At 53.5% G+C, this 23,840-nt stretch carries 23 protein-coding genes; 11 read left to right on the top strand and 12 right to left on the bottom strand.

The genetic code is table 11. The features are described from left to right. Positions 1–85: 85 nt before the first annotated feature. Both lptG and lptF read right to left on the bottom strand, forming a co-directional pair. The gene (gene lptG, locus IEX86_RS05430; RefSeq protein ID WP_188865097.1) at positions 86–1,159 is read right to left on the bottom strand and encodes an LPS export ABC transporter permease LptG; all 1,074 of its coding nucleotides are present in this window, start codon (positions 1,157–1,159) and stop codon (positions 86–88) included. Further along, positions 1,156–2,229, bottom strand: a complete 1,074-nt coding sequence (lptF, locus tag IEX86_RS05425) for an LPS export ABC transporter permease LptF (RefSeq protein ID WP_188865096.1) — start codon at positions 2,227–2,229, stop codon at positions 1,156–1,158. Before lptF ends, lptG begins: the two co-directional genes overlap by 4 nt. A 148-nt stretch (positions 2,230–2,377) precedes the next feature. On the opposite strand from lptF, the gene IEX86_RS05420 reads away from it, so the two are divergent. Then, positions 2,378–3,154, top strand: a complete 777-nt coding sequence (locus IEX86_RS05420; protein ID WP_229685265.1) for a phosphocholine cytidylyltransferase family protein — start codon at positions 2,378–2,380, stop codon at positions 3,152–3,154. Here IEX86_RS05420 and IEX86_RS05415 read toward each other — a convergent pair. Together IEX86_RS05415 and IEX86_RS05410 are read right to left on the bottom strand one after the other, a co-directional pair. Then, on the bottom strand, positions 3,148–3,978 hold the full coding sequence (locus tag IEX86_RS05415; protein ID WP_188865095.1) for a nucleotidyltransferase family protein: 831 nt from the start codon (positions 3,976–3,978) through the stop codon (positions 3,148–3,150). The genes IEX86_RS05420 and IEX86_RS05415 overlap by 7 nt on opposite strands. Continuing rightward, complete coding sequence (locus tag IEX86_RS05410; RefSeq protein WP_229685264.1) at positions 3,962–5,116, bottom strand: N-acetyltransferase; 1,155 nt, start codon at positions 5,114–5,116, stop codon at positions 3,962–3,964. Before IEX86_RS05410 ends, IEX86_RS05415 begins: the two co-directional genes overlap by 17 nt. Before the next feature lie 225 nt (positions 5,117–5,341). Between IEX86_RS05410 and IEX86_RS05405 the strand changes: the two genes are divergently transcribed. The 6 genes from IEX86_RS05405 to IEX86_RS05380 all read left to right on the top strand — a co-directional run bounded on the left by IEX86_RS05405 (position 5,342) and on the right by IEX86_RS05380 (position 11,871). Next, the gene (locus IEX86_RS05405; RefSeq protein WP_188865094.1) at positions 5,342–5,791 is read left to right on the top strand and encodes an HIT family protein; all 450 of its coding nucleotides are present in this window, start codon (positions 5,342–5,344) and stop codon (positions 5,789–5,791) included. Between the two features lie 42 nt (positions 5,792–5,833). After that, on the top strand, positions 5,834–7,582 hold the full coding sequence (locus IEX86_RS05400; RefSeq protein WP_229685263.1) for a fatty acyl-AMP ligase: 1,749 nt from the start codon (positions 5,834–5,836) through the stop codon (positions 7,580–7,582). 4 nt (positions 7,583–7,586) lie between these two features. Next, positions 7,587–8,501 (top strand): NAD-dependent epimerase/dehydratase family protein, encoded by a 915-nt coding sequence (locus IEX86_RS05395; RefSeq protein WP_188865093.1) that lies wholly within the window; start codon positions 7,587–7,589, stop codon positions 8,499–8,501. Positions 8,502–8,538: 37 nt separating this feature from the next. Then, positions 8,539–8,802, top strand: coding sequence for an acyl carrier protein (locus IEX86_RS05390; RefSeq protein WP_188865092.1), 264 nt, complete (start codon positions 8,539–8,541; stop codon positions 8,800–8,802). After that, positions 8,786–9,988, top strand: a complete 1,203-nt coding sequence (gene spt, locus IEX86_RS05385) for a serine palmitoyltransferase (RefSeq protein WP_188865091.1) — start codon at positions 8,786–8,788, stop codon at positions 9,986–9,988. Before IEX86_RS05390 ends, spt begins: the two co-directional genes overlap by 17 nt. 173 nt (positions 9,989–10,161) lie before the next feature. Then, positions 10,162–11,871 carry an ABC transporter ATP-binding protein gene (locus tag IEX86_RS05380; protein WP_188865090.1) on the top strand — a complete coding sequence of 570 codons (1,710 nt, stop codon included), beginning with the start codon at positions 10,162–10,164 and terminating at the stop codon, positions 11,869–11,871. A gap of 61 nt (positions 11,872–11,932) precedes the next feature. Here IEX86_RS05380 and IEX86_RS05375 read toward each other — a convergent pair whose 3' ends face one another. Beyond that, entirely contained in the window at positions 11,933–12,460 is a 528-nt protein-coding gene (locus IEX86_RS05375) for a GNAT family N-acetyltransferase (RefSeq protein ID WP_188865089.1), read from the bottom strand. A 71-nt stretch (positions 12,461–12,531) separates the two neighbouring features. Next, positions 12,532–13,317 (bottom strand): exodeoxyribonuclease III, encoded by a 786-nt coding sequence (locus IEX86_RS05370; protein ID WP_188865088.1) that lies wholly within the window; start codon positions 13,315–13,317, stop codon positions 12,532–12,534. Positions 13,318–13,535: 218 nt separating this feature from the next. On the opposite strand from IEX86_RS05370, the gene IEX86_RS05365 reads away from it, so the two are divergent. After that, positions 13,536–14,231 (top strand): TerC family protein, encoded by a 696-nt coding sequence (locus IEX86_RS05365; RefSeq protein WP_229685262.1) that lies wholly within the window; start codon positions 13,536–13,538, stop codon positions 14,229–14,231. Positions 14,232–14,624: 393 nt separating this feature from the next. Here IEX86_RS05365 and IEX86_RS05360 read toward each other — a convergent pair whose 3' ends face one another. From IEX86_RS05360 to IEX86_RS05350, 3 genes are all read right to left on the bottom strand, one after another. After that, complete coding sequence (locus IEX86_RS05360) at positions 14,625–14,945, bottom strand: Arc family DNA-binding protein (protein WP_188865087.1); 321 nt, start codon at positions 14,943–14,945, stop codon at positions 14,625–14,627. Positions 14,946–15,127: 182 nt separating this feature from the next. Next, complete coding sequence (locus IEX86_RS05355) at positions 15,128–15,709, bottom strand: acyl-homoserine-lactone synthase (protein WP_188865086.1); 582 nt, start codon at positions 15,707–15,709, stop codon at positions 15,128–15,130. A gap of 79 nt (positions 15,710–15,788) precedes the next feature. Beyond that, positions 15,789–16,205 (bottom strand): DUF4902 domain-containing protein, encoded by a 417-nt coding sequence (locus IEX86_RS05350; RefSeq protein WP_188865085.1) that lies wholly within the window; start codon positions 16,203–16,205, stop codon positions 15,789–15,791. A 120-nt stretch (positions 16,206–16,325) separates the two neighbouring features. Between IEX86_RS05350 and IEX86_RS05345 the strand changes: the two genes are divergently transcribed. Beyond that, positions 16,326–17,039, top strand: coding sequence for a LuxR family transcriptional regulator (locus IEX86_RS05345; protein ID WP_188865084.1), 714 nt, complete (start codon positions 16,326–16,328; stop codon positions 17,037–17,039). A gap of 78 nt (positions 17,040–17,117) precedes the next feature. Here the strand turns inward: IEX86_RS05345 and IEX86_RS05340 are convergent, their stop codons facing one another. Next, a complete protein-coding gene (locus IEX86_RS05340; RefSeq protein WP_229685261.1) occupies positions 17,118–17,780 on the bottom strand; it encodes a nucleoside/nucleotide kinase family protein in 663 nt (220 codons plus the stop codon). 229 nt (positions 17,781–18,009) lie between these two features. On the opposite strand from IEX86_RS05340, the gene IEX86_RS05335 reads away from it, so the two are divergent. Both IEX86_RS05335 and IEX86_RS05330 read left to right on the top strand, forming a co-directional pair. Next, positions 18,010–18,984 carry a Gfo/Idh/MocA family protein gene (locus IEX86_RS05335; protein WP_188865083.1) on the top strand — a complete coding sequence of 325 codons (975 nt, stop codon included), beginning with the start codon at positions 18,010–18,012 and terminating at the stop codon, positions 18,982–18,984. A 134-nt stretch (positions 18,985–19,118) separates the two neighbouring features. Continuing rightward, on the top strand, positions 19,119–21,080 hold the full coding sequence (locus IEX86_RS05330; protein WP_188865082.1) for a glycoside hydrolase family 3 protein: 1,962 nt from the start codon (positions 19,119–19,121) through the stop codon (positions 21,078–21,080). A 146-nt stretch (positions 21,081–21,226) separates the two neighbouring features. On the opposite strand, the gene pip is transcribed toward IEX86_RS05330, so the two are convergent. Continuing rightward, positions 21,227–22,207: a prolyl aminopeptidase gene (pip, locus tag IEX86_RS05325; protein ID WP_188865081.1), complete on the bottom strand. Its 981-nt coding sequence runs from the start codon at positions 22,205–22,207 to the stop codon at positions 21,227–21,229. Between the two features lie 348 nt (positions 22,208–22,555). Continuing rightward, on the bottom strand, positions 22,556–23,839 hold the full coding sequence (locus tag IEX86_RS05320; RefSeq protein ID WP_188865080.1) for a TRAP transporter large permease: 1,284 nt from the start codon (positions 23,837–23,839) through the stop codon (positions 22,556–22,558). Position 23,840 lies beyond the last annotated feature (1 nt).

Raw genomic sequence — 23,840 nt, 5'->3', positions numbered from 1 at the left:
CGCAATGGATGTGTTATTGAAATTATTAGGTCTTGTGAACCCTGTCTGATGAAAGCCGCAGCCTGCTCATAGCTGTGTTGCCGTCTTATCGCTTTCTGTCGAGCTGAAGAATCAAACTGATCGAGAATACCAGCATTACCAGTGCAGGAACGGTTCCGACCAGCATAGGGACAAGTCCGAACAATATGCCGAGATTTACAATAATCTGATTGGCCAGGTAAACCAGCAAACCTGTTATAGCTCCCAGTGCCAGCTTGCTACCCAGGCCCGTAGAGCGCACCTGGCTAAATGAAAACGGTACTGCCAGCAGTATCATGGCCAAGGTCAATAAAAGCGTTCCAAGCTTTTCCCACAGGGCCACCTCATATTGCGCCGCCGGTTGCGTGGTGCCTTTCAAAAACTCGATGTAGTGATAAAGCTGTCGGGAGGAAAGGCTGTTGGCAGGGAGCGCAACGTCCTGCAGCCGCGTTTCAGGTAGTACCGATTGCCAGGTCATTTGGTCCAGGTGCTCGACCGTCTCGTTACCTTCGACCCACCGCTTCACCGTTACGTCATGCAGTTGCCATAGCCCCTCGGATTCGATATCGGCATAGTCGGCGAACAAATACTCCTTGAGAGCCTGATTGCCGTCAAAGCTGAATATTTCAATATGAGTTGGAATTCGACCCAGGCGTAACCCGCCCACGCGGACGAACTGCTGGTCTTTGCGCCCCCAAATGCTGCCATCTTTGCCATTTCCCTCAGTTGAGGCAAGGGCATGTGTGCGCAACTGGATAGCCTTCTGTTGTAGTGGCGAGGCGGCGAACTCATCGACGGCGGCCAGCGCTACGGCAAACAGCGCACCAGCTAATACGGTACTCAATCCGATACGTGCTGCCGATATGCCGGCGGCGCGCAGGGTATTGAGCTCTTGAGTCAGTGCCAGCTGCCCCAGTGCAGCAATGCCGCCTAGCAGTGCAATGAACGGCCCGAGTTCCACCATGCGCCGAGGTAGCGTCATGGCAACCACCTCAATCGCCTGGATCAATCGATAGTCGCCGCCAATGTCATCGAGCTCACTGACAAGATCCAAAGTGCTGAATAGCGGTAGCAGCAGCGCGGCGGCAGCTAGAAAACCTATGAAAAGATTTTGTAGCAGGTATTTGTCGATGATCTTCATGAAGTGCGAGGCCGCTTCCCCACAACATCCCGCTTGATCGTTACAAGCAGCACCAGTCCCATGAGAAGGGGGACTAGCCACAGGCCGGGAAAAAGCGGCAACGATCCATTGCTAACCATGCTTTTACAGATATCGCTGGCATAAAACACCAGGGCGAATACCGCCGTGACCGGTAGCACTCTGGCGAAACGACCTTTTCGGGGCGCGGTATAACTAAGCGGTATGGCCAGAAGCGCCAGCAGCAGGGCACTGATGCCTCGGGATTGGCGCCACTGCAGTTCGGCTTGATCGGATAATGCTGGCGACGCTGCGAGTACATGACTGGGAGCTGCTTTGCGGCGATACGCTGCTGTTTGCGCGAGCGGTGCCAGATGCAAGGTCATCTCTTTGAAAGACATGGTTTGGTCCCTGCTGCCCTGACGCTCTAGCGAATAGGCCGTTCCCTGTTCCAGTGAAAGGATAGGGTCTTCCGGGTTTGGGTCAGTTATCAATGCACGGTGTGCTCGAAAAAGGTGGGTTCTTTCTGCACTCGTATCGTAAATCAGCACATCGTTCAGAGCACCCGACCCAGGATCAATCTGTTTTGCCAGGATCATTCGACCATTGTCTTCATTGACGTTGAAACGTTCGGCCTGGAGATGATTGACGTCCAGATCCGTTCTGGACTGCTGCTCTAGTCGATAGGCACTGTCGTATGCCCAAGGGCGTCCATAAAGGGATAGGAACGCCACAGCAACCGCAACGGGAAGGGCAATCAGCAAAACGGCCTTATAAAGAAGTAGGGGGCTAACCCCTGATGCAGCAATAGCCGACATTTCCGTATCGTGGTACAAACGTCCCAGGCTCAGGACGACCGCGACATAAAGCGCTACAGGGACAAGCACTTCGAGCGCAATAAGCACCTTGTAATAGACGATATCCAGAACGACACTCAGTGCCAACGTGCCATTCGCAGCTTCAGCCAGATAGCGTTCCGAGGAGTAGCTGGCAAAAATGAAGGTGAGAATTCCCACCATGGCAAGTAAAGGACGACACACCTCGGAGATAACATAACGCTCAATTAGACGCATGAACTCTGGAGCCTTCTGTGGTTCCAAAACACCCGCCGGTTACTATACCCCTTATTCATACGTAACTGGCTGAATAACCATCCTTAAATGTTTGGCCGGGGTATGGCTGCTTCAAGGTGGTTAAATTCCTTCCTGTTAGGAGACGGCATTGAATCATCTTGAACAGAATAAGCCCCATCGGGCGATTATTCTAAGTGCGGGGCAAGGACGTCGGCTTCTTCCTTATACCGAAAGCAAGCCCAAGTGCCTCATTGAGCTTGAAGGGCGTACGGTCATCGAATGGCAGATCGATGGTTTGATGGCCGCCGGAATAGAAAGCATAACGGTTGTCGTAGGCTATGAAGCAAGGCAGGTTGAGCGTGTGCTGGTTGACCGTTATGGCGCGGGTGTCATCAACACGTTATTCAACCCTTTCTATGAAGTGGCGGATAACCTGGCCAGTTGTTGGATGGCACGAGAGGCCATGCAGGATGATTTTCTGTTACTCAATGGCGATACGCTGTTTGATCTGCCGGTACTCAAGCGTCTCCTGAGCGCATCGCCACGGCCCATTACGTTAGCCATCGACCGAAAACCTTCTTACGACAGTGATGATATGAAGGTCTGTCTTGAAGGTGAACAGCTGATGCGTGTTGGCAAAACCTTGCCACTGCCTACAGTGAATGGTGAGTCGATCGGCATGATGTACTTCCAGTCTGAAGGTGCTGTCTTGTTCCGTAAGGCGCTCGAAGACAACATGCGCAAACCCGAGGCGCTACAGCGCTGGTATCTCAGCATCATTGATGAAATTGCTCAGCAGACCGGCAAGGTTTTCGTGCAGTCCATCGAGGGGTTGAGCTGGGGCGAGCTTGATTTTCCGCAAGACCTGGAAGCAGCCAAGCACAAGGTTCTTGCATGGCACATGGCGACTGAAGCGGCTCAATAATGAGCCGCTTCAGCTCTGTTTCTTTCCGCCAGGATCGTCTCTACCAGCTGACGATCCGCCGGTGTATCCACATCTACCGCGGCTTCGGCAAAGGGCAATACAACGGCGCCGATACGCATATCCAGCTTGTGTGACAACCGGCTCAGTGCCTGTTCAAGGGTTAGCGTTCCCGCCAGATAACGAAGGACTGCCGTCCAGCCTAGTGCGCCTGTGATGACTCGCCAGGGACGCTTGCGTTCCTGTTCGATACGGCGCCAGAAAGGCGCAAGCTGATGGCCGCGTTCAGTCATGAAGGCAAAAAGATTGCAACCGCAAAAAGGGCCATCCTGGAGCTTGATCGCAGTGCGGCGGTTACCCGGAAAACGCGCCTTTACCGTTTCGAGGCGGGCGACACCGACTACAAAGTCACATCCGCTGCGGCGGGCCTCGGTCAGAAAATAGTCCACCATGTCCGGCGTCAACAGCGCATGGTCGGCAGTCGTCAGTAACACGGGTTGCGTTGGGTCTTCTGCCTCAAGACCGAGTGCGGCGCTGGCGCTGGGGGAGTTTGCATGGCTCAACCAATGGATCTCACCGGCTTTCAGCCATGTTTCGACCTGAGGCTCCTGGCGCAACAAGGCACGGGTAGGGCCTATGAGCGTAATGCGCTCCACCAGATGGCTTGAGCGCAAGGTGCTGGTTACGCGGCGAACCATCGGAATGCCACCTACGGTTGCCAACGCCTTGCAATCCACACCGGCAGCCGTTGCCACGGCATCCCCGTCATGTCGGTCAGCGGCCAGAACCAGAGCCGAAAAGGGTTTGGATTCAAAGCTGCTTTTCATAGACGCGGTATCGTTTGTACTGATGGGTGCCAATCTGCTCAAGAATAGTGCGCATGCCGGTGTTGCTTTCCAGAATCCAGGACATCTCCAGTGCTTCAAGGCCATGCCTGACAAAGGGGGGCTTGAGCGCTTCGATCAAGAGCAGGGCAAGGGTAGGTCCAAGGCGGCTGAATTGATGCTCCTGGCGTACGCCCATCAGGGGGACACGAGCCGTGGTTGGCTTGCGGATCTTGAGGCGCCACAGCAGGCGCAGCCAACCAAAAGGCATGAGCTTGCCGTTGAGCGGTCTGATCACTTCATTCAGATTGGGCAAGGCAATGATAAAGGCGCTGGGTTTGCCATCCACTTCGGCAATGTATAGCAGGTCGTCAGGGACAAGAAGTTTAAGATTATTGCCCATCTCCCGGAATTCGGCTTCCGTAAAGGGAACGAAGCCCCAATTATTGGCCCAGGCATCGTTGAAGATATCCCGCAGCGTTTGTATTTCTTCGGCGAAACGGCTGCGATCCAGCGTGCGGATACAGATGCGCTTACGATACCGATCCATCATGCGGCGCATGGTCGGAGTAAAGTTGAGCTCGTCTGTACGCATCCAATACGCCAGGAGGTCTGCAGCAGGTTGGTAGCCGTTTCTTTCCAGTTGACTGCTGTAGTAAGGGTGACCATGGCTCATCATAAACATGGGCGGGGTGTCGAAACCGTCGACAAGAAGGCCGCTTTCTTCATTGATGGTCAGGCTGAAGGGGCCTGTTATACGGCGAGCGCCTTGTTCGAGCAGCCAAGCTTCGGCAGTACTGATCAGCGCTTCAAAAACAGTGGGATCATCAATGGCCTCAAGCATGCCGAAGTGGCCAGTGTCCGAACCGTGTCGCTCACGGTGGAGGGAATCTACCTGTGCAGTGATGCGCCCCACAGGTTCATGACCTGACCAGGCAATCCAGGCCCGCCACGTTAGATGTTCAAATACTGGATTCTTGCGGGAGAGGTGTTCGTGACGCTCAAAATGCAGGGGCTCAATCCAGCTCGGATCGTTTCTGTAGAGCCGCCCTGGAAGACTGATAAAGGTTGCCCTGTCGGTCTTGCTGATAACTGGCCTGACTTCAACTGATTGTCTAGTCCCGGAGGTGAGTTGATCCACATGAAGGCCTTTGGCTTAGTTAGCTGAACAATGCTTCGGGTTACGTTTGAAACATGCTTTCTTACATACACTCATTACTTCTTCCCAAGGCTCGATTATGCGCTTATGGTTTGCGAATGTTTCAAAAAATAACAAGCTGTAGCGGTTCAACTGGGCTTTCAAAGTGGAGCATAAACATTTAACTTCCGTAGCCGGATCAAATCATACGATAAGAATGGGTGCCGGATGGAGTCGACTGATGCGTTGAACGCCACCATGAAGAAGTTTGGCGCTCCTGGTTCTGTGATTCGTGATTACCAGTACTGGTCGGTGCAGTTACGGCCACAGCAGGTAACGTTGGGCTCCCTGGTATTGATTGCCAAGGAAGAGGCCACTGCATTTGCCGAGTTGAGTCCTGCAGCCTTTACGGAACTCAAAACGGTTACCACTGATATCGAAAGCACTTTAAAAGGTGTTTTCAACTACAGCAAACTGAACTATTTAATGCTGATGATGGTCGATCCACACGTCCATTTTCATGTAATACCTCGTTACAACAGTCCCCGTACTTGGGCTGACCAGGAATTCAGTGATAGTGCCTGGCCGGGACCCCCTCAGTTGAGTTCATCGATTGAGCTTCAAGAGGTCGACAGCGTTAATTTACGTGATGAACTGATGCGCTGCTGGCCTTGCTGATCGGCCCGCTGCATGCGATGTGCTGAGAGCAGGACCAAAGGGATGGCTGAACTGTACATGTCTGCAACACTAACTCAACACGTTTTACCTCAACGCCTGGCTGATTTCTCAACCTTGTCGGAAGCGCTTGATTATGCCGCTGAGGGCGAAACGGGGCTGAATTTCTACGACGGCCGCTGCCGCCTGACGGCGGTCGTACAGTATGGCGTCCTGAGAAGAGAAGCCCTCAAAGTGGCTAAAAGACTTCATGGCTTAGGACTTCAGCGGGGCGACAGGATTGCTTTGATCGCCGATACCGATCTGTCCTTCATGGAGATATTCTACGGTTGTCAGTATGGCGGCTTCGTACCCGTTCCGCTGCCGATTCCCTCTGGGCTAGGCAGCCACGATATCTACGTCAAAAAGCTCAAGGGCCTGCTCAAGAGTTGCGAGGCGTCAGCTGTATTCGCCCCGGCAGAGTTGGTGAAGTTTGCGGAGGAGGCAGTCGAGCAGCCGATGCGCTTCATTGGTACGGCCAAGGAGCTATCCCTGCGCCCGATGCCAAGTGTTGAGCTGGCGCCGTCCCGTAGCGACGAGGTCGCGTACCTACAGTACACCTCAGGCAGTACGCGGTTTCCCCGCGGCGTTGTTGTGACGCAACGTGCCGTCATGGCAAATCTGCAAGGCATCACGCGAGATGGACTAGGTGTTCAGCCTGGTGATCGCTGCGTGTCATGGCTTCCGTTCTATCATGACATGGGGCTGGTCGGTTTTGTCCTTGGCCCAATGGCGTCCCAGCTGTCCGTTGACTATATGCGGACCCAGGATTTTGCCATGCGTCCACGGCAGTGGCTGAGCTTGATCAGCCAGAACAGAGGCACGATTTCCTTTGCGCCTCCCTTTGGCTACGACATTTGTACGCGCCGTGTCCGCGAGAGCGACATGGAGCGTTTTGACCTGTCCAGCTGGCGTGTCGCAGGCATTGGTGCCGAGCCGATTCGTGCTGAGGTATTGAGTCGATTCGCCGCGCAGTTTGAGCGGACGGGCTTTGATTGCAAAGCATTCCTGCCATGTTATGGATTGGCAGAAAGCACCCTGGGCGTCAGCTTTGCTTGTCGTGATACAGGTATCCAGACGGACCGTATCAATCGCCGGGAGCTTGAGCATCACTCGCAGGCTATTCCTTTTGATGGGCCGGATGGCAATGCCAGTACCTTTGTAAATTGTGGTGCTGCTCTGCCTGGGCATACGCTTGAGATCCGTGACGATAGCGGACAAGCTCTGCCTGAGCGTGCAATCGGTCGTATCACCCTGAAAGGGCCAAGCCTGATGTCGGGTTATTTTCGCGACGAAGAGTCCACCCAGGCGGTCATGAGCCCTAAAGGTGATTGGCTGGATACGGGTGATTTAGGCTACCTCTCCAAAGGCGAGCTCTATATTACCGGCCGCCGTAAAGATCTGATTATCGTACGGGGGCGTAATATCTGGCCTCAGGACATCGAGTATCTGGCTGAGTGTCAGCCTGATATCCGTCCGGGGGACGTCATTGCCTTTCTTATTCCGGGTGAAGACGAGCCTCAAGTGGTTGTCCAGGTTCAATGCCGTATCATGGATCCAGAGCAGCGCGAACATTTTGCCCAGTCACTGACCAAGCTCATTAACAGCGAGTTTGGCCTTACCTGTCGGGTGGAGTTGGTACCGCCACATTCATTACCCCGTACCTCATCCGGTAAGCCCTCACGTGCAGAGGCACGGAAGCGCTTTATTCAGCAGATCGAGGCTGATTGCAGTCTCTCCCTTGCTGCTGGATAAGCCTTTGGCCGTTCAGGTTGTCGCCCTCACCGGGGCGACAGGCTTCATCGGAACTACTTTGCGCAAGCGCCTGGTTGAATCGGGCCTCACCGTGCGTGCCTTGAGCCGACGTGAAGAGGGTGTGCACGAGGGTATCGAGTGGATCAAGGGGTCGCTTGAGAATGCCGGTTCGCTTGAGCGTCTGGTAGAAGAGGCGGATGCTGTTATCCACCTGGCGGGCGCTGTCCGAGGCAGTTCTCTCGACCAATTCAATCGTATCAATGTCGATGGCAGTGTCCGTCTGATGGAGGCTGTGCGAAGGGTGGGGGCCAGCCATCGGTTTCTCCTGATGTCTTCGCTGGCGGCCCGACATCCGGAGTTGTCTTGGTATGCAGCCTCCAAGCGAGAGGCAGAGCAGGCGGTACAAAAACGGGCAGGTGACCTTTCGGTTACGGTTTTCAGACCTACCGCTGTGTATGGGCCGGGCGACAAAGAAATGCGCCCGCTCTTCGAATGGTTGTTGCGCGGCTGGTTATTGACCCTGGGTGAGCAGACCGCGCGGTTGTCATTCATCCATGTAGAAGATCTGGTTCGCGCTGTAGTGGCTTGGGTCAGTGCTCCACAGGTACACTCGGCTACTTATGAACTCTGTGATGGCTGTCCTGGCAATTACGATTGGCAAGGTATCGCTGAGATTGCTAAAAAGATTCGCCACGGGTCGGTGCGTCAAGTTACTGTGCCGGCCGCGTTGCTTCAGGGCATTGCGCAGGTCAATCTGTCTTTTTCCTGCCTCACACGGCGTGCCCCCATGTTGACACCCGCTAAGGTAGGGGAATTGAGACACCCAAACTGGTCATGCAGTAATACGGCCGTTGAGCAGGCACTGGGATGGCACCCCAATATCCTGCTGGAGAGGGCTCTGGAAGAGCGTTATTTCTGAAAGGCCTAGGGCATTCATTCCGTTTAGGGACATAGTCATGACATCCCAAGAAAAAATACTAGAAAATATTTTTGCATACCTGAATCGCCTTGCACCTCCTGGCACGCCTATCCATCCTGACATTGATCTCATTCAGGAGCTTGGCCTGGACTCTATCAAAGTCATGGATCTCCTGATGGAGATGGAAGACGAGTTCGATATTTCTATCCCTCTGAATGTCCTGACAGACGTCCGTACCCCTGCGCAACTGGCACATACTGTCATCGCCCTGCTGGAGCCTGCAGATGGCCTTGTTCGATAAGTTTAACAAGCTGGCGCAAGAGCGCACGGCGCTGATCCAGGCAGAGCCCAGCCCTTTTGGTACACGCATCGATGAGATTTACACGCCAACAGAAGGACGGATCGGGCAGTGGCGTGTAGTGCTCGCAGGGACCAATAATTACCTGGGTTTGACCTTTGACCCCGATTGCATCAAGGCCGCCCAGCAGGCATTGGAGCATGAAGGCACCGGTACAACAGGGTCTCGCATGGCCAATGGCAGCTACGGTAGCCACATCGCACTTGAAGAGGAGCTGGGGGATTTCTTTCAGCGCCGTTCGGTCATCGTCTTCTCGACAGGGTATCTGGCCAACCTGGGCATTATCGGAACCCTGGCAGGGCCCGATGATACCGTCCTGTTGGATGCCGATTGCCATGCCAGCATCTACGATGCATGTCGCATGGGTGGCGCGCAGGTCATTCGCTTTCGCCATAATGATGCGGCCGACCTGGAAAAGCGCATGCTTCGCCTGGGCGAAAAAGCTCGGGACGCGATCATTATTGTTGAAGGCATTTACAGCATGATGGGCGATCAGGCGCCATTGGAGGAGATCGTCGAAGTCAAGCGTCGTCTGGGTGGTTATCTGCTCGTTGATGAAGCGCACTCTGTTGGCGTGTTGGGTGCCAACGGTCGAGGTCTGGCCGAAGCGTTAGGCGTTGAGAAAGACGTAGATGTCATCCTGGGTACGTTCAGTAAGAGCCTGGGGGCTATTGGTGGCTTTGCGGCGAGCCAGCATGCCGAGTTTGATCTGCTTCGTTATGCGAGTCGTCCCTATATCTTTACTGCATCGCCTTCGCCTTCAGTGATTGCCTCTGTGCGTACGGCTTTGCAGAGCCTGCGTGCTCGTCCGGAACTCAGAGCACAGCTCTGGAGCAATGCCCGGCAACTGCACAAGGGGCTGTCGGCGCTAGGGTATCGGGTAAGTTCGAAGCCAAGCCCTGTCATTCCGGTCATGCTGGGCTCGCCCAAGGAGGGTGTTGCCTTCTGGGAAGCGCTGATTGAGCAGGGCGTGTATGTGAACCTGGTACTGCCTCCGGCTAGCCCCAACGGGGATGCCCTGGTTCGCTGCAGCGTCAGTGCTGCCCATACGCCAGAACAGATTGACCAGATCATTGCCGCCTTTGCAACGCTACGTCACCAATTCTCGACTGTGGCACACGTTGGCTAACGCATCTGCCTTACGCAGTTCCCAAGTCGGCGTAAGGCAGATCGAGCGTTTATGAACCAAGCTATAGGCTCACAGGGATACGGAGCTGGATTACCCTTTTCATGTAGTCTGGCGGCAAGTTGAGCTGCGCGCTCCCTGTCTAGTTAACCGGGCCCATCGCTAACGGATATACCATGCGGATTCTTTTTGCCTACGGTCGTGCCTACCCGGTGCGTACGTTTCTGATGCTGATAAGCCTGCTGTTGGCAGGTATTGCGGAAGGGGTCGGATTGACGACCTTGCTGCCGCTGCTTTCTATTGCACTAGGTGACCAGGCTCATTCTGACCTCTCCAATAAAATCATCCATGTGCTCGGTCTGGTGGGTCTCGAACCTACGCTTGTCACCATGCTGGTGGTTATCGTCTTTGGGCTGACACTAAGCAGCATGTTGGTGCTGCTAGGTAATCGCCAGGTTGGTTATGCTGTAGCTCATGTTGCCACCGATCTTCGAATTGACCTGATTCGTGCCTTGTTAGGCAGTCGCTGGGAGTACTACCTGCGTCAGCCTGCTGGCGCGTTGGCCAATGCCGTAGCGACCGAGGCCTATCGTGCTTCGACGGGGTATGAGCATGCAGCCAATATGTTGGCCCTGGTAATTCAGGCAGCGGTATATGCCTTTATCGCTTTTATCGTCTCGTGGAAGGCAACGCTGGTTTCGCTTCTACTAGGGGGCGTTCTTTTAATGGCTCTCCAGCGGCTGGTAAAAACGTCCCGTCGCGCTGGCAAGAGCCAGACGAGTCTCATGCGCGAGCTGCTTGCTCATCTGACCGACACATTGGCATCGGTCAAGCCGCTCAAGGCCATGGCCCGCTACGACATTGCCGATTCACTGCTGCGGCATCAGGCTGCCGAGCTCAACAAGGCGATGGAGCGCGAGGTCATGAGCCGTGAGGCACTGCGCGCCATGCAGGAGCCTATGCTCGCTATTCTGGCAGCGGCCGGACTGTATGCTGCGCTAGTAGTATGGAAGCTGCCCTTGTCTTCCGTCATGGTTCTTATATTTCTGGTAGTACGCGTGCTGGGTCTGCTTCACAAGGCGCAGCAGCGTTACCATCGAATGGCTGCACAAGAGAGCGCCTATTGGGCCTTGCAAGACTCGATTAACGCTGCGCTGGCCGATGCCGAGCCAAATGGCGGAACCCGCACGCCCTCTTTGAAGAGCGCTATTACCTTTGAGCGCGCATCCTTTCACTACGGAAGCAAACCTATTCTGAGCGAAGTAGACCTGAATATTCCGGTTGGAACGTTTACCAGTCTCATTGGACCTTCCGGGTCGGGAAAGACCACCATCCTGGATCTGATATGTGCTCTATTGGCCGCTCAGTCCGGGCGTGTCCTGATTGATAATGATCCAATCGAAGAGCTCGACAAGCGCCAATGGCGCCGCCTGATTGGATATGTCCCGCAGGAGACCTTGCTGCTGCACGATACCGTCCTGGCCAATGTTACCCTGGGTGATCCTGCGCTTACGGCTGACGATGCCGAGCGTGCGCTCAAGCAGGCAGGTGCTTGGGAGTTCGTGGAGAAGCTGTCTGGCGGCATGGACGCGATTGTAGGGGAGCGGGGCGGTCGCCTGTCTGGCGGGCAGCGTCAGCGTATCGTTATTGCCCGTGCACTGGCGCATAACCCTCGGCTATTGATTCTGGATGAAGCTACCAGTGCGCTCGACCCTGAATCGGAAGCCGCTATCAGCCAGACCCTCAAAGCCTTGACACCGGGCATTACGGTTATTGCTGTATCACACCGACCTGCGCTTATCGACGTAGCTGATCAGGTATACCGTCTGTTTGAGGGCCGGCTGACACTCGTCAAAAGCAATGAGCTTGATGAGGTGGCACACTGACTTTTAGCGTTGCCATCCAGCTTGGCCTGGATGGCACCCTTCAGGAGCCAGTAATGCAATGCTATGAGCTGTGAGTGAGCCGGTAAAACATCATCATTTCTTCTGTTTTCAAGCCTAGCGCGGTAGGTTTAGAAAACAGATATTCAAAGCCGCTCTTTACCAGAACCCTGCCTGAGGCGGGATTTCGCGCGAGATGATTGCCGCGAATCTCTATCAGATCCATTCCCTGGAAGCCAAAGGTTGTAATAGTTTTGCACGCCTCCGAGCCATACCCCTGATTCCAGTACTCAATGCCGATCCAATAGGCAACCATGGCGCGTCGATTACGGATGTGGTTCAGTGAAATGACGCCTATCAGCTGACCGTAATCTTTCAGGCGAATGCCAAAGGCCGCCAGTTCGCCAGCCTGCCAACGGCTAGAATGTGAGGCAATCCATGATTCGGCTAACCCGTCAGGGTAAGGGTGAGGAATATGGGCGGTTACATCGGCAATCAACGGTGAGTTCGCCAGCAGCTGAATGCGTGGCGCATCAGCAGGCAGAAGTGGACTTAACACCAGACGGTCCGATACCAGCGTGGGCTGAGTCACTGTCTATCCCTTACAGACATTGGTAGACATGAGAAGGTAGCACGATACCTATTACCCCATCATGTCTTCCTCTAGGCCGGCTTGAGTGTAATCCAGGTTGGCGCGTGGTCGCTGGCATGAGGTTGATCTCGTACCCAGCGATCTACACCTGCATCCAGCAGGCGAGGCGCAAGGGAGGTGCTCAGCAGGAGATGATCAATGCGCATGCCTGAGTTCTTCTGCCAGTGTTGGCGAAAGTAGTCCCAGAATGTATAGATACGCTCATCTGGATGACGCGTGCGCAGGGCATCGGTCCAGCCTTGCTTCAACAGTTGCTCAAAGCAGGCCCGGCTTTCCGGTTGCAGCAATGCATCTTTCTGCCAGGAACGCGTACTGTAGATATCTTCATCAGTAGGGATGACGTTATAGTCACCCGCAAGAATGACCGGATGGCCGCTCGCCTGTAGCTGAGCAGCATAGGCGATCAGCTTTTCAAACCAGTCCAGCTTGTATTCAAATTTGGGACCTGGTTGTGGATTGCCATTGGGAAGGTACAGGCAGCCAACGACTATACCGTGCACGGCGGCCTCCAGATAGCGGCTCTGTGGGTCGTCCTCATTACCCGGAAGGCCACGCCGGCTTTCCAATGGCGTTTCGCCCTTGGCCAGAATGGCTACTCCGTTCCAGGATTTCTGGCCCTGCCATAGCGCACCGTAACCTGCATTTTGTATGTCATCGACAGGAAAACTGGCATCAGCCATTTTCAGCTCTTGCAGGCACACCACATCAGGCGATTCGCGGTGCAGCCATTCGAGTAGGTTGGAGCGTCGTGCCTGCAGGCCATTCACATTGAACGTAGCGATTTTCAACGGTTCCACACAGGCTCCTTGGTAGTAGGCGAGCGCTACCGGTGATGGGTAGCAGACGGTTTCAAGGCTATGACCCCGGCGGTAGATATTCTTTCCCATTGCCTGTCAATGTGCATGAAACCTTTGGATACACTGACGCTCCACTTAAGGGCTGCCTCTACATCAACAGGATTCATGCGGTTTTTCTTGCGCATGCTTTACTGGCTACTGTCTCAAAGGAGACGCTATTGACTGAGTTAATGAGTAATCCAGATGTTTGGCTTGCCGTCGGAGAGATTATTCTGATCGACATCCTGCTGGGTGGGGACAATGCCGTAGTGATTGCCCTGGCGTGTCGAAAGCTGCCTGAAGCACAGCGAAACAAGGCCATTCTAGGGGGGGCGCTAGGCGCTATTCTACTTAGGATAGTCCTGATCTTTTTTGCCCTTGAGTTGCTTATGCTGCCGTATCTCAAGCTGGTCGGTGCGTTGCTGCTCATCTGGATCGGTATAAAGCTGATGTTGCCTGAGGATGAGGGTGAACATGCTGACCTTAAAGCCAGTCCGAAACTGCTGGGTGCTATCTGGACCATTATTGTGGCGGATGCGCTTATGAGCCTGGACAACGTTGTGGCCGTGGCAGGGGCGTCCCACGGTCAGCTTGAATTGGTCATTTTCGGAATCGTTGTAAGCATCCCAATCATCATCTGGGGAAGCAAGCTAGTGTTACGTCTGATGGAGCGCTTTCCCATCGTCATCAAGTTGGGAGCGGCTCTACTGGGTTGGATTGCAGGCGGAATGGCTGTGACCGATATCAGCCTACCAGCGTTGCCATCATGGGCATATTACATTGCCGGCATAACTGGGGCTTTGGTGGTTGTTGCAGTAGGCGGATCGTTGGCGCGCTATCAGCAAAACCGGACACTACGTTCAAAGGATGCCTGAGGCTACGGTTAATCTGATGCCCGATGAAACCCGGCGTCAGGTATGTTTCCGAGAATGTGATATGGCGGGAATAGTAGGTAAGGACAACCAGCGAAAGGCAGGGCGGGAGTGCGGCCTAGAAAAAATTAAACGATGGGCATGGCTAAAGGCTCTTAGCATACAGGCTCGCGAGGGCGAATATGTAAGTAGAACAGTGCTGGCCCATATGGAGGATGACGAACAGAGAGCAAAGGCAGAATCTGATTGAGATAGTGCAGCTCTGCTGCCATCTACGTTTCGCTTGTTTCCAGGACGTGGCTGAATCGAAGTGGCAAGATCCTGTGGGCGTTGAGAATCCTGGCTAAAAGATTCGGACCTGTTCTCATGATGGGAAACAGGCCCGAATAATAATGTCTATTCGCGTGCGGGTGCTGCTGCGTTGTCAGCGATCAGCGAAATCAGTGCGTTCTGCTGACGCCCTGACAAAACTCTGAAGCGTTGTAACAGCTCGCGTTCGTGGGCGCTCAGCTCAGGGCTATCCAGCCGCATTCTGGAGCTGCCGTCCATTTCACCATTCTGGATCAGGCTCTGCTCTAGACGAGCAATAATCTCGGAGTTCATGCTCCGGTGATGGTTTCGGGCCACATCCGCAATATGATCGCGCATCCCTTCAGGAAGACGGACGACAAATTTGTCTGCTGTACGGCTGGAATAAGATCTGATTGCCTGAGTCATGAGTTTAGGTCATCTAAATGATTGGGAAACGGAAATTCAAGGTCAAGCTGGCTTTCAGGTGTTGAAAGGCAGGGATCACCTGATGGTTGTTTTAAAGCCAAACAAGGGCCTTTTATCAAAGTCCTTTTCAATTAGTTGATCGATCCATCTTGTTATTAAGCACGCATGGCAATCAGGTCGTATTAGTGAAGACCTAATGCACTTCTTGTCTGGTTGTCGATTTCTATCCAGAAAGCGACGACCGGTTTTTCATCAATAAGGTGTGGTTTTGAAATACGGTGGATGTTTAAACCCGCGCGCTTAAGTAACCTTTCGTTGGCGACACCGGAAAAAGCGATCAAACGACGAGCCCCTCGAGCACTAGCTGTTTCGATCACTTTTGACATCAATGCAATATTGTTTTGCCATGATTGTGCGGCAGTTAATACTTTGTTTTTAGGAGTGCTCAAGGCAAAGCGGGAGAGTTCCCAAATGTCGGAGGAGTGCGGTAAAGCTGCGCCTTCCATGAGTTCCGGAAAGACTTCACCGAGTAGATAAGGCTTATGTGTAGGCAATAGGCGAGCGCAGCCACATACATCGTTATTGTTGTCATGTGCCACTACATAAAGAGTGTCTTCGCGGTCGAAGGCATCTTGTTCATTGCCTTCCTGACACTCAAGCGGCCAGCCCATCTTTTCAACAAAAATGTTATATCGATATACCGAAAGGGCCTGCGCCATGGCCGGTTTTAAATCTTTAACCGTCCCTGTTACCATACTAAGCATATCGCATCTCCGTAAGTGTCTTTACTCCATTACAAGAGAGCGACGTTTTTTTGGACAGCTGCCCATCTGGACAGGTCTGCTATAAGGTGATTGGAATTCCGGACTGCCAATTTTGTCGAGAGAGCCAGGATATTAATAATTCTTCTGTAGCCCGTGGTCCTAAATCGTAACCGGTTGCACAACGTAGCATTAGGTTTGTGCTGATTCCGCCTGGGGCAAGATAGGGACTTCCAATCGAACTTTGTCTGAACCAGGTCCAGCCAATACTGATGGAGGGCAAGTGGGTTGTGCTGGCCCATTCGCAAAATCCTGCAGACACGGCCTCTATCCCAAGACTGTGCAACTCTTCGACAAGATCCGTATCCATCCAGGCCATGTATTGATAAAAGGCGACGTTACTGAACTCCTTGTAAGACATGCGGATGAAATGATCTGGTGCTAATAAAGACATGGCTGCGCCCTTAGGATGCGACGAAAGAATACCTAAATCGACCAAGATTCATCACCTTACAAGTTGTTTCGCAATAATTAAGTCTTCATCAATAGATGATGGTACGGAGCCTGTTAGAAACAAACCACTGCCCATTTGGGCATCTTTTACAAAGGTTGAAGTAATGTGAAAGACTGGCGTGAGGATTATCTCTCTTTATGCTCCGGGGCTAAATCCGAACATCAATTGTTCAGTGAGCTTGGAAAGATCATTTCAGGTCTGGGGTTTCAATTTTGTTCTTATGGTCTTCAGGCACCACTTCCTGTATCTAGCCCAAAAATAGAACTTCTCACAACATTTCCCGATGCTTGGAAAAGTAAGTACGTAGCTAACAATTACTACTGCATCGATCCTACGGTGAGGCACGGTATTCAAGAGCAATCGCCCTTGATCTGGTCAGCAGAACAATCAGCTGTAGAGCATGACTTCTGGGAAGAGGCGATGCAGCACGATATTCGCCATGGCTGGTGTCTCTCGTCGCGAGGGCAGTTTGGAACGATGGGAATACTGTCCCTTGTTCGTTCCTCGGAAAAACTTACCCTTCAGGAGCTGGATGAAAAAGAAGCCAAACTTATATGGCTAACCAAGCTTGTTCATTCTTCGATGGTGCGTTTCCTTGCTCCGAAAACCATGCCTGAATGTACAACTGAGCTAACTTGCCGTGAGCGGGAAGTTCTGAAATGGACGGCTGTTGGTAAGACATATATTGAAGTTGGACTGATTCTTAATATCGATGAGCGCACTGTTAAGTTTCACTTGGTGAATGCCATGCGAAAACTTCATTCTTCCAATAAGGCAGAAGCGGCTGTCAAAGCCTCTTTGTTGGGGATGCTTTTCTAGCCAATGAGCCGAAGGCTTATCGGAAAGGCCTGGCTACGTCCGAGCTAGGCTTGGGCTTATTGCGGGGCTCTAGAAGTACTAAGCCGGACCGTCAGACCATGGAATTTGAAGATGAGCTCGGTTCCGGTACTGCTCTATCCGCAGAGCGTTGGGCTCGTCGGTCTGATTTACCCAGGCCTGGGCAGCTTCGAGGCTTCGCCCAAAGTGCATATGGCGCTCGATTAGTCGTGTACGGCGCTCATCAGGGTCAACGGCAACGTACCAGCACTCGTCAAACAGTCCGGCAACCGGCTGCCATGGACCCTCATCAAGTAGCAGGTAGTTTCCTTCGCTGATAATCAGGGATACGTCCGGCGAGACTGGAATCGATCCGGCAACAGCCTCCTCGATATCGCGATGGAAAGAGGGGGCATAAATGGTTTCGTCTGCACGCTGGTGTCTGAGTCGCTCCAATAGCGCGCGATAGCCATGCACATCGAACGTGTCTGGCGCACCCTTGCGTTCGGCAAGGCCTAGACGAGCCAGCTCTTGATTAGCCAGGTGAAATCCATCCATGGGCACGACCAATGCCCGTGCTCCCAGTTCAGCCGCCAGCAGTTCAGCGACGGTTGACTTTCCTGCGCCGGGTGGTCCGGCAATTCCAAGCAAGCATCGACCGCCTTTCTGCAAAAGGGCTTCGGCCCGTTCGATAATCGGTTTAGGTAAGGAGAGTTCTGTTACCGGGCGCTGGCTGGTCATCATCTGTCGCTTCTTGTTTTGGATGGGCTGCCTGTGCCAAACGAGTTGCTCGTATCAGCAGACTGTTTGTCACGGCTCCGTTACTAACTAACAGTTCGCAGTGCCTGGCGCAATGATTACTATGCTGATACGCCTGCATTTCTTGAGCGGTTCTGAGTCTGCGTGGCTGCATTAAGCCATGGCAAGGAGTAGGTGTTAAACCTAATAATTCTTTGAACAAGGGGAAGAGCTCATGGACGTCGTGCGTTGGGGAATGATCGGCTGTGGGGATGTGACGGAGCGTAAAAGCGGGCCTGCTTTTTACAAAGCGCCTGGTTCTGCGCTGGTAGCCGTCATGGGGCGCCGCGCCGAGGCGGTTGAGGATTATGCGGCCCGCCATGGAATTGGTCGGGTCTACACTAATGCACAGGCATTGATCGACGACCCTGAAGTAGATGCCGTCTATATCGCAACCCCTCCAGATAGCCACCATGCCTATAGTTTGCTGGTCGCCGCAGCAGGTAAGCACTGCTGCGTCGAAAAGCCGATGTCGCTCAGCAGCACGCAAAGCAAGGAAATGCAGCAGGCCTTCGACGAAGCCGGGCGCTATCTCTTCGTGTCGTACTACCGTCGCTCACTGCCTCGTTTTCAGCGCGTGCGCGAATGGCTCGCGCAGGGGCATATAGGGGATGTCAGGCAGTTGACCTGGAGCCTGCTGAAACCGCCTTCCCAAAAAGATCTGGAGCAGCAGGTTAACTGGCGGACCGATCCGGCGGTTGCTGGTGGTGGATACTTTGCAGATTTGGCCAGTCATGGCCTTGACCTGTTCCAATACCTGCTGGGCGATATCGTTAATGTGAATGGTTTTACGGCCAGACAGGCGGGGCTCTATGCTGCGGAGGACGCAGTGGTAGGTAGCTGGCGGTTCGCCTCGGGCGCTCTAGGCATAGGGTGCTGGAATTTCGTGGCTGATCGTCACGAAGATCGAGTCGAGCTTATTGGTAGCCAGGGGCGTATCGTCTTTTCTGTTTTCGGGGATGAGCCGGTCCGGTTAGAGGCTGAGGAAACCCTGAGTGAATACATCCAGCACCCTGAGCATATTCAGTGGTATCACGTGCTGGGTATGAATGCGCACATCCGAGGGGAGCGAGAGTACGCTGCGCTGGCGCGCGAAGCGGTTAAAACCGACTGGGTAATGGATCGCGTTCTAGGGCGTGTTAAGGCGTAAGTGTATTGGCTCAAACACGTATGCTAGACAAATCTGAGTCGGTTATAGGCAGATATGTAAAACCTGCTCTATAGTTCCAGTGCTCTAGATCATTAGTGCGCTACGTTAACAAATAATAAGGAAAAGAGGGTTCAATGAAAAAGGCCGCAGCTTTACTCAGCTTAGCCACACTGGCGACAGGAGTCTCGGCGCAAAGTGTTACTTCGCACGGCGTGACACTTAAGCAAAAAGATGTGCCTGTAATCACAGTGGGTGGCTTGCAATTCAAGGATATGAACCGTAACGGTCGGCTGGATCGCTATGAGGACTGGCGGCTACCTGCCGAGGATCGCGCGCGCAACCTTGTGACCTGGATGACGCTGCAGGAAAAGGCTGGTGCCATGATGCACGGCACTTTTCCGACCGTAGCGGATGCTGGCGGCTTGGATGGTGGCTCTGTGTATGATCAAGACGCTATCGCCAAGACGATTGAAGAAAAGAAGGTTAATACCTACATCACGCGTCTGGACACTGACCCTGAGAACTTTGCCAAGCAAAACAATGCGCTACAGGTGCTGGCTGAAAAGTCGCGTTTGGCGATTCCTCTAAGCATCAGTACGGACCCTCGAAACTCCTTTTTGTACACGCCGGGTGCCAGTAACCAGTCCGGCTCCTTTTCCAAGTGGCCGGAGGCCTTGGGGCTAGGTGCCATTGGCGATGCCAAAGTCGTCAAGACATTTGCTGAAGTGGTGCGTGATGAGTACCGCGCCGTCGGTATCAATGTAGCGTTATCGCCCCAGGCGGACCTTTATACCGAACCGCGTTGGCCGCGTGGCAGTGGAACGTTTGGACAGGATGCCCAGTTAGCCAAGCGCCTGGTTCGTGCCTACGTCCAGGGCATGCAGAATGGTAACTTCCTGAATCCGGGCAGTGTGGTCACCGTGGTCAAGCACTGGGTGGGTTACGGTGAAGCCAAGGACGGTTGGGATAGCCACAATGCCTATGGCAAATATGCAGACTTTTATGGCAAGGACATTCGCCAACATATCATTCCCTTCATAGGGGCATTCGAGGTGAATGTAGGGTCGATCATGCCGACCTATTCGATTCTTCAGAATGCATCCCACCAGGGACGCCCCATTGAGGAGCAGGTGGGGGCTGGTTTTAACCGTTTCCTGCTGCAGGATCTCCTGCGGGATCGCTACGGCTTCAAGGGCGTTGTGGTAAGCGACTGGCTGATCACTAAAGACTGTAACGAGGCCTGCCAAAATGGGAGCAAGCCGGGTGAGCCGTTCTCGCTGGGAATGCCGTGGGGCGTTGAGTCGCTAACCGAACTCCAGCGTACCGCCAAGGCCATCAATGCAGGTGTCGACCAGCTGGGTGGGGTGGATGACAGCAGCCTTATAGTCAACGCCGTTAAACAAGGGCTCGTCTCTGAGCGTCGGGTGGATGAAGCGGTCGTCCGGATCATGAAACAGAAGTTCGAGCAGGGCCTCTTTGAGAATCCCTATGTGGATGAGTCCAAGGCATCTGAGGTTGTTGGTAGTGCAGAACATCAGCAGCTGGCAGACGAGGCTCAGAAGAACTCGCTTGTATTGCTGAAGAACAGCAAGCTGTTGCCCATCGGTAAAGGGCGAAATGTCTATCTCTATAACGTCGATGCTGCTGCTGCGCAAAAGGCCGGGCTGAATGTAGTGGACTCGCTGGATAAGGCGGATGTAGCCATTGTGCGCTCGACCGCACCTTATGAGCTTTTGCATCCGAATTATCTGTTTGGGAGCATGCAGCATGAGGGCTCGTTGGACTATCCGGAAGACAATCCAGATCTGCTCCAGATCAAGGCCGCCAGCGCAAAGGGTGTACCGACTATTGTGAGTGTGTACCTGGATCGTCCAGCCGTGCTGACAAAGCTTCAGGGACGTGTGAGCGCGCTCATTGGCAACTTTGGCGTGTCTGATGAGATCCTTCTGGACTCAGTGGTCAATCCGACTCGCTTCAAAGGCAAGTTGCCGTTCGATCTGCCGCTCTCCATGGAGCAAGTGATCAATCGTCATTCGACCAGCTATGAAGGTAACAGCAAACCCTTGTATCCGATGGGATACGGGTTGATGTTCTAAACGGCTATCCGGGAAGGCTTGCACGAAAGGTAGTCGTGCAAGCCTTCTCGTTGTGGTCTTGATAGGTACCCTATCCTAGATGACGGTGCTTGTTAAAAGACTCTCGTCTGTATAGGTGGAGATGTGTTTAAGCAGCTCTGTCAAGGCTAGTGAAAGTCACCGGTCTTCTTGAAGATTTCAAACGCCTTTATCAATCCGCTCAAGGTTCCTGGTTCTGTAGGCGAGTGGCCTGCATCAGGCACCATGTTGAGCACAGAGCCAGGCCAGGCTTTGTGCAGTCGATAGGCCGCGTGAGGAGTGGCAATCATGTCATGCCCGCCTTGTACAATAGCGCAGGGCAGGTGGTTTATACGGTCGATGTTGCGAAGTAACTGATCATCTTCCAGGAACATGCTGTGCTTGAAGTAGTAAGGATCCAGAATGCCCATGCCCATCATGGTTGTATCATCGGCTGCCTGCTCTTCAACGCCTTCGGGATCATGGCGTAGTAGGGCGCAGCTACCAGAATACTTTACCCAGTAACGCGCCGCTTCCCGGCGGACATCTTCATCCTCGGAGATCACCCGTTTGCTATAGGCTTCTAGCAGGTCATCCTGCTCGTCTTCCGGGAGCCACTTTACGAAGTCCTCATGAGCCTTCGGGAAAAACAGGCGCATACCGTAAATGAACCAGTTGATCTCGTCAGTTGTGCCTAAAAAGATGCCACGTAGCACAAAGCCAAGACAGTGATCGGGATGTGCCTCCCCATACGCAAGTGCCAGGGTGGTTCCCCACGAGCCGCCAGAGACAAGCCACTTGTCGATGCCAAGCATCTCTCTGAGCATCTCGATATCATCGATCAGGTGCTGGGTGGTGTTGTTTTTGACTTCAGCCAAGGGAGTAGAGCGTAGCGCGCCACGCTGGTCGAACAGAATGATCCGGTAATAGTCCGGGTCCCAGAATTGGCGTTTGGAAGGAGGAGCCCCTTCACCGGGTCCGCCATGCAGGTAAACGACAGGCAAACCTTCCGGGTTACCACATTCCTCCCAATAGATCTGGTGGATATCGTCGACCTGGAGCATGCCGCTTCGGTTAGGCCTTTCAATTGGAGGAAAAGCCGAGTAACACACTTCACACTGAGCATCCATAGATAACTCCGCAAGGCAGATTTACTGTCTCTATTCGACTTTGGGGCTTCCTGCTGAATGTGCGGCGCTACCTGCCATATTGGATTAAGGCGAATAAGGTACAAGAGGTAGACAAGGGAATGATGGTCCAGATCAGGTTATTGATTTAGGACACTTTTATATGAGTTACCCCGTTGCGCTGGAGTTTCTATCCAATGCGGTAAGCCGATGGAAGGCCAAGCTCAGCGGTCGCCCGGCCATATAGCGTTCTCAGGCCGAGATAGCGGATTTTGGTGAGCTGTCTGCTAGGAGGGGAAGAGATTGCTGGCCTCGATGAGGTATAGGCGAGGCCAGCAGCGGTGCGGAAAATCAGTTACTCATTAGGCTGGGCAGGAAGAGAGAAATTGCAGGGATATACGTCACGGCCATCAATGCAGCAAACAGTGCGACATAGAAAGGCAGCAGTGCTTTTACAGTTTGTTCAATGGTGACCTTGCCTACTGCCGCGCCCACGAACAGTACGCCTCCTACTGGAGGAGTAATCAGGCCGATGCCCAGGTTGACCAGCATGATCATGCCGAAGTGGACCGGATCGACGCCAATGGAGATCATCACCGGTAGCAAAATGGGCGTCAGGATCAGGATCAGTGGCGCCATGTCCATCACAGTGCCCAAAATCAGCAACATGATGTTCACACACATCAGGATCACATAACGGTTTTCCGAAACGGTCATGAGTGCGGCAGTAATCTGCGCCGGGATTTGCATCAATGTCATGATGTAGCCAAAGCTTGCGGCAAAGGCAATCAGGATCATTACGACGGAAACCGTGCGCACGGTTCGATGCATCAGCTTGGGCAACTCACTCCATTTGTAGTCGCGATAGATGAACATCGTGACAAAGAACGCCCACAGTACTGCGACCGCTGCAGATTCAGTCGCGGTAAAGACACCTGACAGAATACCGCCCAGGATGATAACCATGGTCATCATGCCCCAGAGCGCTTCGATACAGATCTTGATGGCTCGCTTGAGCGGGATGACCTCGCCCTTGGGATAGTTGCGCTTCTTGGCAAAGAACAGGCACATCAGCATCATGATGGCGCTGAGTAGAAGGCCTGGACCGATACCGGCGATAAACAACGAACCGATGGAGACCGTGCCGCCAGCCGCCAGCGAATACAGGACAGAGTTGTGGCTTGGTGGTGTCAGTAGGGCCTGAACTGAGCCACTGACCGTGACTGCAGTTGCGTAATCACGGGGATAACCTTTCTTTTCCATCTCCGGAATCAGTACCGAGCCCACCGAGGCGGTATCCGCCAGCGAAGAGCCGGAAATGGCACCAAAGAAGGTAGAGGCGAGAATGTTAACCAGCGACAACCCACCGCGAATGAAACCCACCATGACGTTGGCGCATTCTACAAGACGACGTGACATGCCGCCTTCGGCCATAATTGCGCCAGCCAGTACGAAGAAGGGGATGGCTAGAAGAGAAAACTTGTTGATACCCCCTGCCACTTGAATCATCAGTGCATCGAACGGGATATCGATCCACCAGGCACCGACCAGCGCAGCCAGGCCAAGAGCATACGCAACCGGCATGCCTACTAGGATCAGCAGTATGAAACTGCCTAACAACACGAACGCATCCATA

It is taken from the genome of Pseudomonas asuensis (assembly GCF_014646755.1).
GTDB classification, from domain to species: domain Bacteria; phylum Pseudomonadota; class Gammaproteobacteria; order Pseudomonadales; family Pseudomonadaceae; genus Chryseomonas; species Chryseomonas asuensis.
The sequence above is the reverse complement of the archived record's forward strand: the minus strand, read 5'-3'. Positions and strand labels throughout refer to the sequence as shown.

Bases quoted from the DNA above. Each gene is read 5' to 3' on its own strand.
- lptG (WP_188865097.1), bottom strand. From the start codon at position 1,159: ATGAAGATCATCGACAAATACCTGCTACAAAATCTTTTCATAGGTTTT.
- lptF (WP_188865096.1), bottom strand. From the start codon at position 2,229: ATGCGTCTAATTGAGCGTTATGTTATCTCCGAGGTGTGTCGTCCTTTA.
- IEX86_RS05415 (WP_188865095.1), bottom strand. From the start codon at position 3,978: ATGAAAAGCAGCTTTGAATCCAAACCCTTTTCGGCTCTGGTTCTGGCC.
- IEX86_RS05405 (WP_188865094.1), top strand. From the start codon at position 5,342: ATGGAGTCGACTGATGCGTTGAACGCCACCATGAAGAAGTTTGGCGCT.
- IEX86_RS05400 (WP_229685263.1), top strand. From the start codon at position 5,834: ATGGCTGAACTGTACATGTCTGCAACACTAACTCAACACGTTTTACCT.
- IEX86_RS05390 (WP_188865092.1), top strand. From the start codon at position 8,539: ATGACATCCCAAGAAAAAATACTAGAAAATATTTTTGCATACCTGAAT.
- spt (WP_188865091.1), top strand. From the start codon at position 8,786: ATGGCCTTGTTCGATAAGTTTAACAAGCTGGCGCAAGAGCGCACGGCG.
- IEX86_RS05380 (WP_188865090.1), top strand. From the start codon at position 10,162: ATGCGGATTCTTTTTGCCTACGGTCGTGCCTACCCGGTGCGTACGTTT.
- IEX86_RS05360 (WP_188865087.1), bottom strand. From the start codon at position 14,945: ATGACTCAGGCAATCAGATCTTATTCCAGCCGTACAGCAGACAAATTT.
- IEX86_RS05355 (WP_188865086.1), bottom strand. From the start codon at position 15,709: ATGCTTAGTATGGTAACAGGGACGGTTAAAGATTTAAAACCGGCCATG.
- IEX86_RS05340 (WP_229685261.1), bottom strand. From the start codon at position 17,780: ATGATGACCAGCCAGCGCCCGGTAACAGAACTCTCCTTACCTAAACCG.
- IEX86_RS05335 (WP_188865083.1), top strand. From the start codon at position 18,010: ATGGACGTCGTGCGTTGGGGAATGATCGGCTGTGGGGATGTGACGGAG.
- IEX86_RS05330 (WP_188865082.1), top strand. From the start codon at position 19,119: ATGAAAAAGGCCGCAGCTTTACTCAGCTTAGCCACACTGGCGACAGGA.
- pip (WP_188865081.1), bottom strand. From the start codon at position 22,207: ATGGATGCTCAGTGTGAAGTGTGTTACTCGGCTTTTCCTCCAATTGAA.
- IEX86_RS05320 (WP_188865080.1), bottom strand. From the start codon at position 23,839: ATGGATGCGTTCGTGTTGTTAGGCAGTTTCATACTGCTGATCCTAGTA.